General features: G+C 50.4%; 15 protein-coding genes and 1 riboswitch. Of the genes, 8 read left to right on the top strand and 7 right to left on the bottom strand.

Annotation, left to right across the window (positions count from 1 at the left end; translation table 11 throughout):
* Positions 1–25 precede the first annotated feature (25 nt).
* Genes yqiA through nudF form a run of 4 tightly spaced genes read right to left on the bottom strand, consistent with a single transcriptional unit; the run spans position 26 to position 2,510 of the window.
* Positions 26–607, bottom strand: a complete 582-nt coding sequence (yqiA, locus tag OGX96_RS04705) for an esterase YqiA (RefSeq protein WP_003024575.1) — start codon at positions 605–607, stop codon at positions 26–28.
* Positions 607–1,434, bottom strand: a complete 828-nt coding sequence (cpdA, locus tag OGX96_RS04700; protein ID WP_016154517.1) for a 3',5'-cyclic-AMP phosphodiesterase — start codon at positions 1,432–1,434, stop codon at positions 607–609. Before cpdA ends, yqiA begins: the two co-directional genes overlap by 1 nt.
* Before the next feature lie 24 nt (positions 1,435–1,458).
* Positions 1,459–1,881, bottom strand: a complete 423-nt coding sequence (locus tag OGX96_RS04695; RefSeq protein WP_003024582.1) for a DUF1249 family protein — start codon at positions 1,879–1,881, stop codon at positions 1,459–1,461.
* Positions 1,878–2,510 (bottom strand): ADP-ribose diphosphatase, encoded by a 633-nt coding sequence (gene nudF / locus OGX96_RS04690; RefSeq protein WP_048215533.1) that lies wholly within the window; start codon positions 2,508–2,510, stop codon positions 1,878–1,880. Before nudF ends, OGX96_RS04695 begins: the two co-directional genes overlap by 4 nt.
* A 199-nt stretch (positions 2,511–2,709) precedes the next feature.
* On the opposite strand from nudF, the gene tolC reads away from it, so the two are divergent.
* From tolC to OGX96_RS04675, 3 genes are all read left to right on the top strand, one after another.
* Positions 2,710–4,188, top strand: a complete 1,479-nt coding sequence (gene tolC / locus OGX96_RS04685) for an outer membrane channel protein TolC (protein ID WP_137378090.1) — start codon at positions 2,710–2,712, stop codon at positions 4,186–4,188.
* A 147-nt stretch (positions 4,189–4,335) separates the two neighbouring features.
* A complete protein-coding gene (locus OGX96_RS04680) occupies positions 4,336–5,013 on the top strand; it encodes a DUF1190 family protein (protein ID WP_198801760.1) in 678 nt (225 codons plus the stop codon).
* 5 nt (positions 5,014–5,018) lie between these two features.
* The gene (locus OGX96_RS04675) at positions 5,019–6,179 is read left to right on the top strand and encodes a glutathionylspermidine synthase family protein (protein ID WP_198801759.1); all 1,161 of its coding nucleotides are present in this window, start codon (positions 5,019–5,021) and stop codon (positions 6,177–6,179) included.
* 85 nt (positions 6,180–6,264) lie between these two features.
* Here OGX96_RS04675 and ygiD read toward each other — a convergent pair whose 3' ends face one another.
* The gene (ygiD, locus tag OGX96_RS04670) at positions 6,265–7,053 is read right to left on the bottom strand and encodes a 4,5-DOPA-extradiol-dioxygenase (RefSeq protein ID WP_003828413.1); all 789 of its coding nucleotides are present in this window, start codon (positions 7,051–7,053) and stop codon (positions 6,265–6,267) included.
* Between the two features lie 147 nt (positions 7,054–7,200).
* Here ygiD and zupT point away from each other — a divergent pair, with 147 nt between their 5' ends.
* Entirely contained in the window at positions 7,201–7,974 is a 774-nt protein-coding gene (gene zupT / locus OGX96_RS04665) for a zinc transporter ZupT (protein ID WP_003024600.1), read from the top strand.
* A gap of 65 nt (positions 7,975–8,039) precedes the next feature.
* On the opposite strand, the gene OGX96_RS04660 is transcribed toward zupT, so the two are convergent.
* Positions 8,040–8,216: a hypothetical protein gene (locus tag OGX96_RS04660; protein WP_071446370.1), complete on the bottom strand. Its 177-nt coding sequence runs from the start codon at positions 8,214–8,216 to the stop codon at positions 8,040–8,042.
* Between the two features lie 396 nt (positions 8,217–8,612).
* On the opposite strand from OGX96_RS04660, the gene assT reads away from it, so the two are divergent.
* Genes assT through dsbI form a run of 3 tightly spaced genes read left to right on the top strand, consistent with a single transcriptional unit; the run spans position 8,613 to position 11,793 of the window.
* The gene (gene assT, locus OGX96_RS04655; RefSeq protein WP_048215529.1) at positions 8,613–10,409 is read left to right on the top strand and encodes an arylsulfate sulfotransferase AssT; all 1,797 of its coding nucleotides are present in this window, start codon (positions 8,613–8,615) and stop codon (positions 10,407–10,409) included.
* 23 nt (positions 10,410–10,432) lie between these two features.
* Positions 10,433–11,101 (top strand): thiol:disulfide interchange protein DsbA/DsbL, encoded by a 669-nt coding sequence (locus tag OGX96_RS04650; RefSeq protein WP_008785833.1) that lies wholly within the window; start codon positions 10,433–10,435, stop codon positions 11,099–11,101.
* A gap of 14 nt (positions 11,102–11,115) precedes the next feature.
* The gene (gene dsbI, locus OGX96_RS04645; RefSeq protein ID WP_048236780.1) at positions 11,116–11,793 is read left to right on the top strand and encodes a protein-disulfide oxidoreductase DsbI; all 678 of its coding nucleotides are present in this window, start codon (positions 11,116–11,118) and stop codon (positions 11,791–11,793) included.
* Between the two features lie 84 nt (positions 11,794–11,877).
* Here the strand turns inward: dsbI and ribB are convergent, their stop codons facing one another.
* Complete coding sequence (ribB, locus tag OGX96_RS04640) at positions 11,878–12,531, bottom strand: 3,4-dihydroxy-2-butanone-4-phosphate synthase (RefSeq protein ID WP_003828424.1); 654 nt, start codon at positions 12,529–12,531, stop codon at positions 11,878–11,880.
* Positions 12,532–12,637: 106 nt separating this feature from the next.
* A riboswitch (FMN riboswitch) is annotated at positions 12,638–12,787 on the bottom strand.
* A gap of 132 nt (positions 12,788–12,919) precedes the next feature.
* Here ribB and ubiK point away from each other — a divergent pair.
* Positions 12,920–13,216: a ubiquinone biosynthesis accessory factor UbiK gene (gene ubiK / locus OGX96_RS04635; protein WP_020996337.1), complete on the top strand. Its 297-nt coding sequence runs from the start codon at positions 12,920–12,922 to the stop codon at positions 13,214–13,216.
* The last annotated feature ends 29 nt before the right edge of the window (positions 13,217–13,245 follow it).

Genomic DNA, 13,245 nt, shown 5'->3' with positions numbered 1-13,245 from the left:
TTAAATAAGCAATTCGAATTGATCGTCAGAAACTGTGCAGTCCAAGGAAATCGACAATCGGGTTGAAATAATCTTCGAAGCCCGTGAATGCGTGGTTTCCGCCCTCAATAACTGTCTGACGGCAGGAGGCGTAATACGCCACCGCCTGGCGGTAGTCCAACACTTCATCGCCCGTTTGTTGGAGCAGCCAGATCAAATCCGGCGCTTCCAGCGGGTCAATCTGCATGACTTTAAGATCGTAAATATGGCGTGACTCTAGCACATATTGCTGCCCCGTGTAGGGGTTCTCGTTTTGACCGAGATAGTCGACCAGCAGTTCATAAGGCCGTACGGCAGGGTTCACCACCACTGCCGGCAGCATAAAACATTGCGACAGCCAGGTGGCGTAATAGCCGCCTAAAGAGGAACCGACAATCCCCAGCGACTCTCCGCCGTGTTCAAGAATGATCGATTCCAGCATCTCTGCGGCCTGCGCCGGATACGGAGGTAGCTGCGGCACGATCATCTCAACGTGCGGGTGGTGTTCCGCCAGCCAGTTTTTCAGTAAACACGCCTTCGCCGAACGAGGAGAGCTATTAAATCCGTGAAGATAGAGAAGCGTAGACATCAGTAGCCTTCTGAAGCGGTATCAGGGTGGAACCGATTACCCTGCAGACGACGTACCTGAGTCTGCAACGTCCCGTCGGCAAAAAGCTCCAGCGTCCGCCAGCCTGGGCTGATGGTATCCAATGTGAAGTTGGAACAGTGCGGTTTAAACTGCACGCAGGTCGACGGCGTCGCCAGCAGACGGCGTCCGTTCCAGTCCAGATCCAGTTCCTGATGAATATGCCCGCACAATAGATACTTGGCGCGAGGATAATTCACCAGCACGTTATCCAGTTCAGCGGCATTACGCAGACTGTGCTGATCGAGCCAGCTGCAGCCCGCAGGCAGGGGATGATGATGCAGTAGTAGCAAGGTATTACGCTCTGGCGCATCAGCAAGTTTACGCTCCAGCCATTCGAGCTGGAATTCACTTAACTCACCGTGGGGAACGCCGAACACCTGGCTGTCGAGCAGCAATATTTGCCACTGTTCGCCAATGAAAACGCGTTTGGCCGGGGAAATGCCCGCATCCTGCAGCGCGCTGTACATTGCCGGCTGAAAATCGTGATTGCCCGGTAGCCAAACGCAGGGCGCACGAAAACTTGCGATGCCCTCAGCAAAATGCTGATAAGCCGCAGCGGATTGATCCTGCGCCAAATCACCCGTCGCGACGATCAGATCGTACTCAGGCGACTCTGCATGTATTGCATCCAGTACGGATTGATAGCTGTCCCAGGTGTTCACACCCAGCAGCGTTTCATGCTTTTCGGCAAACAGGTGAGTGTCTGTAATTTGTAAGATCCTGACTCTGGCCTCACCAGCCAAAGGAAGGGTTAACAGGCTTTCCAAATGGTGTCCTTAGGTTTCACGACGCTAATAAACCGGAATCGCCATCGCTCCATGTGCTAAACAGTACCGTAACCAGTCGGCCAAAAACTGATTAATTTGATGCTTTTCGTCGCGTTGATGCAACTTTTTATTTGGATAATCATACCGCGCTTTGAAGCGAAAGATCTGCTGACTTGAACACACTTCAGCCACCCTTGCGTCATGATACAGGCGCACGGTCAATGACGGCAGGCTCCAGTATGTGACGGCCGGTGCCGTTTGTTCGATCGCAACAAGCGTAGTGTATCGGGTCGATTCAACGATCGTTAACCGATATTGTGCGTTTGCTACCTGATAGCTCACTGTTTCACCGGCTGCATCATTACGTGGCAGCAGGCGGCGCAATTGCGAATAGTTGGTTTCGCACAGACGCATCATTTCAGGGAAGTCAGGTGTGTAACGCTTCATTTTTTCCACTCAGTTTTTAACTCTTGATAGTGCAGCTGTAACCATTGCAAGGCGATGACAGACGCTGCGTTGTCGATTTTCCCCTCTTCAACCCATTGATAAGCCTGTTCCCGGCTCACCACATGAACACGAATATCTTCGTTTTCATCAGCCAGACCATGGATCCCGCTCGCGGTCGTGGCGTCCACTTCGCCGACTAAAATAGACAGGCGCTCACTGGTGCCACCCGGGCTTGCCAGATAGCTCAGAACGGGCTTCGTCCGTTTAACTTCCAGCCCGGCCTCTTCCATTGCTTCACGACGGGCTACATCTTCAACGGTTTCGCCCTCTTCGATCATCCCGGCCACCATTTCCAGTAACCACGGGCTTTCGCTGGTATCAAATGCCGCGATACGGATCTGCTCGACCAGCACAACTTCATCTCGCTCAGGGTCAAAGGGTAGCAAGACTGCCGCGTGTCCGCGCTCAAAAATTTCGCGCGTTACCTCGCCGCTCATCCCCCCGTTAAACAGGCGATGGCGAAACCGATAAAGATCCAGTGAAAAAAAACCGCGGTATAGCTTTTCTCGTGCAATAATTTCTACATCATTTTTAGTGAAAGTCATTGGCAAGTTGTCTGGTTTACTCATTGTGCGGTCCTGAAACCAATAGTGATTAAAATGTGAATTTCAAGGTCGTTTGACTGATGTTTGAACGCCCTTGTGTTAAATTGATGCAAATTAACGCCGTATGGCACGTAACGCCAACTTTTTGAAGTGGCGGATTCTGCTAGAATCAGCAAATATTTTTACAATTTGATCAGCGCTAAATACTGCTTCACAACAAGGAATGCAAATGAAGAAATTGCTCCCCATCCTTATCGGCCTGAGCCTGTCGGGGTTCAGTACTTTGAGCCAGGCAGAAAACCTGATGCAGGTTTATCAGCAAGCACGCCTGAGCAACCCGGAATTGCGTAAATCCGCCGCCGATCGCGATGCTGCATTCGAAAAAATTAACGAAGCGCGTAGTCCATTGCTGCCGCAACTGGGTTTAGGTGCCGATTACACCTACAGCAATGGTTACCGTGATGCAAATGGCGTCAACTCCAATGCAACCAGCGCGTCATTACAATTGACTCAGACGCTGTTCGACATGTCTAAATGGCGTGCCCTGACGCTGCAAGAAAAATCAGCGGGCATCCAGGACGTGACCTATCAGACCGATCAGCAAACGCTGATCCTGAACACCGCCACGGCCTATTTTAACGTACTGAACGCAATTGACGTGCTTTCTTACACTCAGGCACAGAAAGATGCGGTCTATCGTCAGTTAGATCAGACCACTCAGCGTTTTAACGTTGGCCTGGTTGCCATCACTGACGTACAAAACGCCCGTTCACAATACGATACTGTACTGGCGAATGAAGTTACCGCGCGTAACAATCTGGATAACGCAGTAGAACAGTTGCGCCAGGTAACCGGTAACTACTACCCGGAACTGGCTTCACTGAACGTTGATGGTTTTAAAACCAACAAGCCGCAGGCGGTGAATGCGCTGCTGAAAGAAGCAGAAAACCGTAACCTGTCGTTATTGCAGGCCCGTTTGAGCCAGGATCTGGCACGTGAGCAGATTCGTCTGGCGCAGGATGGTCATTTACCGACTCTGGACCTGACCGCCTCTACCGGGGTATCTGACACCTCGTACAGCGGGTCCAAAACCAACAGCTCCCAGTATGACGACAGCAACATGGGCCAGAATAAAATCGGTCTGAGCTTCTCACTGCCGCTGTACCAGGGCGGAATGGTTAACTCGCAGGTGAAACAAGCGCAGTACAACTTTGTTGGCGCGAGTGAACAACTGGAAAGCGCACACCGCAGCGTGGTGCAGACCGTTCGTTCTTCGTTCAACAACATTAATGCGTCTATCAGTAGCATTAACGCTTACAAACAAGCGGTTGTCTCTGCACAAAGTTCTTTGGATGCGATGGAAGCCGGCTATTCCGTAGGTACACGTACCATTGTGGATGTGTTGGATGCCACCACCACGCTGTACAACGCCAAGCAGCAACTGGCGAATGCGCGTTATACCTATCTTATTAACCAGTTAAACGTCAAATCTGCGCTCGGTACGCTGAACGAGCAGGATCTGGTGGCACTGAACAATACGCTGGGTAAACCAGTATCCACGACTCCGGATACGATCGCGCCGGAAAATGCGCAGCAAGACGCCGCAGCGGACGGTTATACGTCCAACAGCGCGACGCCTGCGGCACAGCCGACAGCAGCACGTTCAACCAGCAGCACCGGCAACAACCCGTTCCGTAACTGATGCTGATGACGGGGCTTCGGCCCCGTCTGAACGTAAGACAACGTAAAGATCCGCCCCTTCTTCCGCATTCTCGCCTCTTACCGCTTCAATTTCGACCAGTCATCCTCTATTCTGAGCAGAGTTACCACTGGGTACTGGAAGACATAAATGAAACGGACAAAATCTATACATCACGCCTCGTTCCGCAAAAGCTGGAGCGCGCGCCATCTGACTCCTGTCGCCCTGGCAGTTACCGCTGTGTTTATGCTCGCGGGCTGTGAAAAGAGCGACGAAACGGTTTCGCTTTATCAGAACGCTGACGACTGCTCTGCGGCGAATCCGGGTAAAAACGCCGAATGTACTACCGCGTTTAACAATGCGCTGAAAGAAGCTGAACGTACCGCGCCAAAATACGCCACTCGTGAAGACTGTATCGCTGAATTCGGCGAAGGCCAGTGCCAGCAGGCTCCTGCGCAAGCGGGTATGGCGCCGACCGGTGAAGGCCAGGCTCAGGCACAGAATCAAAGCAGCGGCAGCTTCTGGATGCCGCTGATGGCAGGCTACATGATGGGTCGACTGATGGGCGGCGGAATGGGCGCTCAGCAACCGCTGTTCAGCTCGAAAAACCCAGCCAGCCCTGCTTACGGCAAATACACGGATGCCAGCGGTAAAAACTACGGCGCAGCAACGCCGGGTCGCACCATGACCGTACCGAAAACCGCTATGGCACCGAAACCTGCCACCACCTCTACCGTAACCCGCGGCGGATTTGGTGAGTCAGTGGCCAAACAGAGCACCATGCAGCGTAGCGCAAGCGGCACCACCACACGTTCAATGGGTGGCTGATCGTCATGGAAAGAGTCAGTATTGTTGAGCGCCCGGACTGGCGCGACAAAGCCACCGAATACGGTTTCAATTTTCACACTATGTACGGCGAGCCGTACTGGTGTGAAGACGCGTACTATAAGCTCACCCTTGCTCAGGTTGAAAAGCTGGAAGAGGTCACCGCAGAGCTGCATCAAATGTGCCTCAAAGTGGTGGAAAAGGTCATCGCCAGCGATGAGTTGATGACCAAGTTTCGCATTCCGAAGCATACCTGGGGCTTTGTCCGCCAGTCCTGGCAGACACAGCAACCGTCGCTCTATTCACGTCTCGATCTGGCATGGGACGGCACGGGTGAACCCAAGCTTTTAGAAAACAACGCCGATACGCCAACCTCGCTGTACGAAGCCGCGTTTTTCCAGTGGATCTGGCTGGAAGATCAGCTCAATGCAGGCAACCTGCCGGAAGGCAGCGATCAGTTCAACAGTCTGCAGGAAAAACTGATCGAGCGTTTCACCGAGCTGCGTGAGCAGTATGGTTTTCAACTGCTTCATCTGACCTGCTGTCGTGATACGATAGAAGATCGCGGTACGATCCAGTATCTGCAGGATTGCGCTGCCGAAGCTGAGATCGCTACAGAATTCCTCTATGTAGAAGATATTGGTCTTGGTGAAAAAGGTCAGTTCACCGACATGCAGGATCAGGTAATCGCTAACCTGTTCAAGCTCTATCCGTGGGAATTCATGCTGCGTGAAATGTTCTCCACCAAGCTGGAAGACGCTGGCGTTCGCTGGCTGGAACCGGCCTGGAAGAGCATTATCTCCAACAAAGCACTGTTGCCGCTGTTATGGGAAATGTTCCCGGACCATCCGAACCTGCTGCCAGCGTACTTCGCCGAAGACGACCATCCGCAGATGGATAAATTCGTCGTAAAACCGATCTTCTCGCGCGAGGGGGCTAACGTCTCCATCGTTGAGAACGGTAAAACGATCGAATCCGTGGAAGGACCGTACGGTGAAGAAGGCATGATCGTGCAGCAGTTCCATCAGCTACCGAAGTTTGGCGACAGCTATATGCTGATTGGCAGCTGGCTGATCAACGATCAACCAGCCGGGATCGGCATTCGTGAAGACCGCGCGTTGATCACGCAGGATCTGTCACGTTTCTATCCGCATATTTTTGTCGAATAATTGAGAGTGCCGGGTGGCGGCTTCGCCTTACCCGGCCTACGACGCGAACTTAATGCCCGATAAGCGCAGTGCCATCGGGCATTCATCATCCAACCTGCACCGACAACATACTTAAACTTCCCATCTCAATACCATCTACCGGGATCGTGACAGACTCTTTACCATCCCAAGCCCCAAGTACATACAGCAGCGGCAGATAGTGATCCGGCGTCGGGTTCGACAACGATCCACCTTCATGATCGAGATAGTTCACCAATGGGTGCTGCTCAACCGGTCCCTGCCATGTCAGGTTTGCCTTAACATAGTCATTGAATGAAGTCGCCCACGGATAAGGCGTGTTCTCACCGTGCCAACGCGCAGTGCGCAGGTTATGCACCACGTTACCACTGGCCACCAGCATAATGCCCTCATCACGCAGCGCCGCCAGCTTACGGCCCATCTCAAAATGCCATGCCGCAGGTTTGGTGCTGTCGATACTCAACTGCACCATCGGAATGTCCGCATTCGGATACATCTTGATCAGCACGCCCCAGGAACCGTGGTCAAAACCCCAGGCTTCTTTGTCCAGGGTCACAGGCACTGGAGCAAGTAAGTCAACCAGATGCTGCGCCAGTTCAGGCGAGCCGGGAGCCGGGTAATGGGTGTCATATAATGCTTGCGGAAAACCGCCAAAATCGTGGATCGTTTTGGGGGCTTCCATCGCAGTCACACCCGTTCCACGGGTGAACCAGTGCGCCGAGACCACCACAATGGCTTTCGGACGCGGCAACGTTTCCCCCAGTTGCTGCCAGGCACGGGTATAAACGTTATCTTCCAGAACATTCATCGGGCTACCGTGACCCAAAAACAATGCTGGCATACGAGTTGAAGACATGATGATATCCTTACTGAGGGAGTCATTTTGATACCACCACAATACGCTTATTCGGTTGATGAAGAACTCAGATAACGATGATGAAGATCATCAGTTATTTTGACGATCCAACCCGGATAGCAGATTGATAAGGAGTTTTATTTGTCGATGTCAGTACCTTTACTTCTGACTTTACTGGCAGGTGCCGCCACGTTTATCGGCGCATTTCTCGGCGTGTTAGGGCAAAAACCGTCTAACCGCGTTCTCGCCTTTTCTTTAGGCTTCGCCGCCGGCATTATGTTACTGATCTCCCTTATGGAGATGCTACCTGCTGCGCTGGCCGCTGAAGGTATGTCGCCGGTATTAGGCTACGGAATGTTCATCGTTGGCTTACTGGGCTACTTTGGCCTGGATCGTCTATTGCCGCACGCGCACCCTCAGGATCTGGTACAAAAAACAACGCAGCCTCTACCCGGCTCTATTAAACGCACCGCGATTTTATTAACGCTCGGCATCAGCCTGCACAACTTTCCTGAAGGGATTGCGACGTTTGTTACCGCCAGTAGCAACCTTGAGCTGGGCTTTGGTATTGCCCTCGCCGTTGCATTGCACAATATTCCTGAAGGATTAGCGGTGGCGGGTCCCGTCTATGCCGCCACAGGCTCCAAACGTACGGCGATATTCTGGGCAGGGATTTCAGGTATGGCAGAAATACTGGGCGGCGTACTGGCGTGGTTAATTCTCGGTAGCCTGATATCACCGGTGGTGATGGCGGCAATAATGGCGGCAGTCGCAGGTATTATGGTGGCGCTGTCCGTCGATGAATTGATGCCGTTGGCAAAAGAGATCGATCCCAATAATAATCCCAGCTATGGGGTGTTATGTGGAATGTCGGTGATGGGATTAAGCCTCGTCATCCTCCAGTCAATGGGAATCGGATAATCCAGAGGGCGGATGCCACCCTGCAAATTTACAGCATCCGCTCATCCATAGCAGAATATGAAGGACTAATCCTGTTCCTTAACCGCGCTGTTATCTTCACCAGAGCGACGAAAGAGTTTGTTTCGCGCTTCAAGTAAGGCATCTCTGTCCTGGCGGAATGCCCGACAATAACGTTTCATATGGCAATAATAACCCACCGCAACGAGTGCAATTAATACAATCCAATACCAGGCAATAAACATTCTTCTACCCTTAAAATTTAACATCATTAAACATTTAACGTTAAAATTTTACACAACCTTATTCTGACATACTCATATAGTGGCATATTTCAGAAACAAATATATGATTTCGATCATATAAATCAGCGGCTAAGCTATTAGCCAAACTCGTTATAAACAATTAAAACAATGTCGACAAGATCACACTACGCAATAATAAATATTGTTCTTAAAATATCTCACTCATACTATCAAAAAAATAATAAAAATTAGCTCCTGAAGAATAATACATTTCATCAAAATTAATTAATGCATTACAAAAGTAGTATTAGCAATACCATTTTATTTTATCAAAACCGTAAAAACATAATATATTCAGCAAGATTATATTTATAGGTAATATAAGGAGATATATCCATGTTTACACAATACCGAAAAACACTTCTGGCAGGGACTCTGGCACTGACATTTGGATTAGCAGCAGGAAACTCTCTTGCCGCTGGTTTTCAACCGGCCCAACCTGCAGGAAAATTGGGCGCAATAGTAGTTGACCCTTATGGAAATGCCCCGCTTACTGCGCTGGTTGAATTAGATAGCCACGTTATTTCAGATGTTAAAGTTACCGTCCATGGTAAAGGTGAAAAAGGCGTTCCGGTGACTTATACCGTCGGCAAAGAGTCACTCGCCACGTACGATGGCATTCCTATTTTTGGCCTTTATCAAAAGTTCGCAAATAAGGTAACCGTTGAATATAAAGAAAACGGTAAGGCCATGAAAGATGATTATGTGGTGCAAACTTCCGCCATCGTAAATCACTACATGGATAACCGCTCAATATCTGATTTGCAGCAAACAAAAGTGATTAAAGTAGCACCGGGTTTTGAAGATCGTCTTTATCTGGTGAATACCCACACCTTTACCCCGCAGGGTGCAGAATTCCACTGGCATGGTGAAAAAGATAAAAATGCCGGCATCCTGGATGCGGGTCCTGCTGGCGGAGCACTCCCCTTTGATATCGCACCCTTTACCTTTGTCGTCGATACGGAAGGTGAATATCGGTGGTGGCTGGATCAGGACACCTTCTATGACGGCCATGACATGGATATCAACAAGCGCGGCTACCTGATGGGTATTCGTGAAACACCGCGAGGCACCTTCACCGCCGTCCAGGGCCAGCACTGGTATGAATTCGATATGCTGGGGCAAGTTCTGGCCGACCATAAGCTGCCACGCGGATTCCTGGATGCTTCACATGAGTCGGTCGAAACAGTGAACGGCACCGTACTGCTACGCGTAGGTAAACGCGATTATCGCAAAGAAGATGGCCTTCACGTACATACCATCCGCGACCAGATTATTGAAGTCGATAAATCTGGACGTGTTGTTGACGTATGGGATCTGACACAAATTCTCGACCCGATGCGTGACGCGCTACTGGGTGCGCTGGACGCAGGCGCGGTATGCGTCAACGTGGATCTCGCTCACGCAGGCCAACAGGCGAAACTGGAGCCAGATACCCCCTATGGTGACGCCCTCGGCGTTGGTGCGGGCCGTAACTGGGCTCACGTCAACTCCATTGCCTATGACGCTAAAGATGACTCCATCATTCTTTCTTCCCGCCATCAGGGTGTCGTCAAAATCGGTCGCGATAAACAGGTGAAATGGATCCTGGCACCGTCTAAAGGCTGGAATAAGGCGCTGGCAAGCAAACTGTTAAAACCGGTTGATGATAAGGGCAACGCGCTGAAGTGTGATGAAAACGGTAAGTGCGAGAATACTGATTTCGATTTTACCTACACCCAACACACCGCCTGGCTCTCCAGCAAAGGAACGCTAACCATCTTTGACAATGGCGATGGCCGTGGACTCGAACAACCGGCTCTACCAACAATGAAATACTCCCGGTTCGTCGAATATAAAATTGACGAGAAAAAAGGAACCGTTCAGCAAGTTTGGGAATACGGGAAAGAGCGCGGTTATGATTTCTACAGTCCTATCACGTCGGTAATTGAATATCAAAAAGACCGCGACACGATGTTTGGATTTGGTGGTTCTATTAATTTATTTGACGTTGGACAGCCAACCATCGGCAAAATCAACGAAATTGACTACAAAACAAAAGAAGTCAAAGTCGAAATTGATGTCCTTTCCGATAAACCAAACCAAACGCACTACCGCGCATTACTGGTTCGCCCACAACAAATGTTTAAATAATTTCGTTAGATTAAGGATTAATTATGTCATCTAAATGGATTACTTCATTATTTAAAAGCGTGGTATTAACGGCAGCGCTGGTTTCACCATTTGCAGCATCGGCTTTTACTGAAGGTACTGACTATATGGTGCTGGAGAAACCGATTCCCAATGCTGATAAAACGTTGATCAAAGTATTCAGCTACGCCTGCCCATTCTGCTACAAATATGATAAAGCCGTGACCGGCCCGGTGTCAGATAAAGTTGCCGATCTCGTCGCCTTCACACCGTTTCATCTCGAGACCAAAGGAGAATACGGCAAACAGGCCAGTGAAGTATTTGCAGTAATGATAGCTAAGGATCAGGCCGCAGGAATTTCATTGTTTGATGCCAAATCACAGTTCAAAAAAGCTAAGTTTGCTTACTACACTGCCTACCACGATAAGAAAGAACGCTGGTCTGACGGTAAAGATCCCGCTTCATTCATCAAAACAGGACTGGACGCTGCAGGTATGAGTCAAGCAGACTTCGAGAGCGCCTTAAAAGAACCCGTAGTCCAGGAGACACTGGAAAAATGGAAAGCGGCTTATGATGTTGCCAAAATCCAGGGGGTTCCGGCTTACGTCGTCAATGGTAAGTACCTGATCTACACCAAAAGCATCAAATCGATTGATTCCATGGCTGAGCTTGTCAGAGAACTGGCGACAAAATAAACAGGGAACCGGCTATGGATTTTATCAAAGGATTGTGGCGAGACTTATGTACCGCACCGGTTAATACCCTGGTGAGATGGCAGGAGCGACGCTTTTTGTGGTTGCTAATGGCTTGTGCCATGGGTGGGTTAATTATTCTGGCGCACTCGTTCTTCCAAATCTATCTCTACATGGCCCCTTGCGAACAATGTGTATACATCCGCTTTGCCATGTTTGTGATGGTTTTCGGTGGACTGATCGCGGCAATAAACCCTAAAAACCTCATTCTAAAACTGGTCGGCTGCATTGCGGCATTTTATGGCAGCATTATGGGCATTAAGTTCTCTATCAAACTTAATGGCATTCATTATGCGGTACATAACCCGGACCCGGATTCGCTCTTTGGCGTACAGGGATGTTCCACCGATCCGACATTCCCTTTCAATTTGCCGCTGGCAAACTGGGCTCCAGAATGGTTTAAGCCCACTGGAGATTGCGGCTATGACGCACCTGTCGTTCCTGATGGCGTGGCGCTTAGCAGTATGCAAAAGTGGTTTGTCGATCTGTACCAGCAGTCCGAAGGCTGGTATCTGCTCCCGCCATGGCATTTTATGAATATGGCGCAGGCCTGCCTGCTCGCTTTTGGTTTGTGTTTAGTGCTGTTGCTGGTAATGAGCGGAGCCTGGGCACTTAAACTGGCCAGAAAAAAATAGCCAGGTTGCAATAACAAAAAACCGAAGTCAGAAAACTGACTTCGGTTTTTTTATCCCTACCACGGTTGTCGCGGTAGTCAGCAATTAGCTGGCTTTGCGCTCATGCGCCTGACGGTAGGCCACCAGGTCTTCGATAGTCACTACAGCCATATTATGCTTACCGGCAAATTCGATGCACTCTGGCGCACGGGCCATGGTGCCGTCATCATTGGTCAGTTCGCACAGCACACCGGCTGGTTTAAACCCTGCCAGCGTCATCAGGTCGATAGTTGCTTCAGTATGACCACCGCGGGTCAACACGCCGCCTGCCTGAGCACGCAGCGGGAAAACGTGCCCCGGACGGTTAAGATCGGAAGGTTTTGCGCCATCCTTAATTGCCGCACGCACCGTTGTAACACGGTCTGCTGCGGAAACGCCGGTGGTTACGCCTTCTGCGGCTTCAATAGTCACGGTAAAACCGGTACCGTAAGCGCTGGTGTTATTTTCCACCATCATTGGCAGATCGAGCTGTTTGCGTCGGTCTTCAGTGATGCACAGGCAAACAATACCGCTACCGTGACGGATGGTCAGCGCCATCTGTTCTACGGTCATGGTTTCTGCCGGGAAAATCATATCGCCTTCGTTTTCACGGTCTTCGTCGTCAAGCACCATTACACCGCGTCCTTCACGCAGCGCAGACAGCGCATGTTCAACACGTTCGAAAGGCGTACCAAAAGAGGAAAGTAGCGTCTGATTCATGGTAAAAAAACCTCACTAAAATTATGGTTACCAGAATCAGGGCAGTCTTAGGAGTACCGTCTAAGCGGCAAAAAAATAACGTGAGCGGGTCCATGCCCGACTGGATCGTTACTCTCTCCCATCCGGACTCTAACCGTCGGCCCCGGAATTACACCGGATCTGCTGACCTTTTTGCCGTAACAAAAAGCGCTCGCGGGCTTTCAACATCAGTTGATTTACCGCCGGTGGGGAATTTCGCCCCGCCCTGAGAATAAGCGGGTTAACTATAACGCTATTGATTACCTTCATCAACGCCTTTACTCGTCTTAGCTTCACACAATTCTGGTTTATGCCTGTGCCAGTTCGCACTACAATAGGCAGCAACACGTACCAGTTCAGGGAAACCACAATGATTGACCCGAAAAAAATTGAGCAGATTGCTCGTCAGGTTCACGAGTCGATGCCGAAAGGGATCCGCGAGTTTGGCGAAGACGTAGAGAAGAAAATTCGTCAAACGCTGCAGTCACAGCTGACCCGTCTGGATCTGGTAAGCCGCGAAGAATTCGATGTACAGACTCAGGTTTTATTGCGCACGCGTGAAAAGCTGGCGCTGCTTGAGCAACGTCTGACTGAGCTTGAATCACGTGATAAAACGGCAGACGTTAAGCCTGCCCCCGCGATCCCGTCAGTTGATCCGCAAGAGTAAAAACGACAACGGGCCGCAAGGCCCGTTTT

This window comes from Citrobacter sp. Cpo100 (assembly GCF_030332595.1).
Taxonomy (GTDB): domain Bacteria; phylum Pseudomonadota; class Gammaproteobacteria; order Enterobacterales; family Enterobacteriaceae; genus Citrobacter; species Citrobacter portucalensis.
The sequence above is the reverse complement of the archived record's forward strand: the minus strand, read 5'-3'. Positions and strand labels throughout refer to the sequence as shown.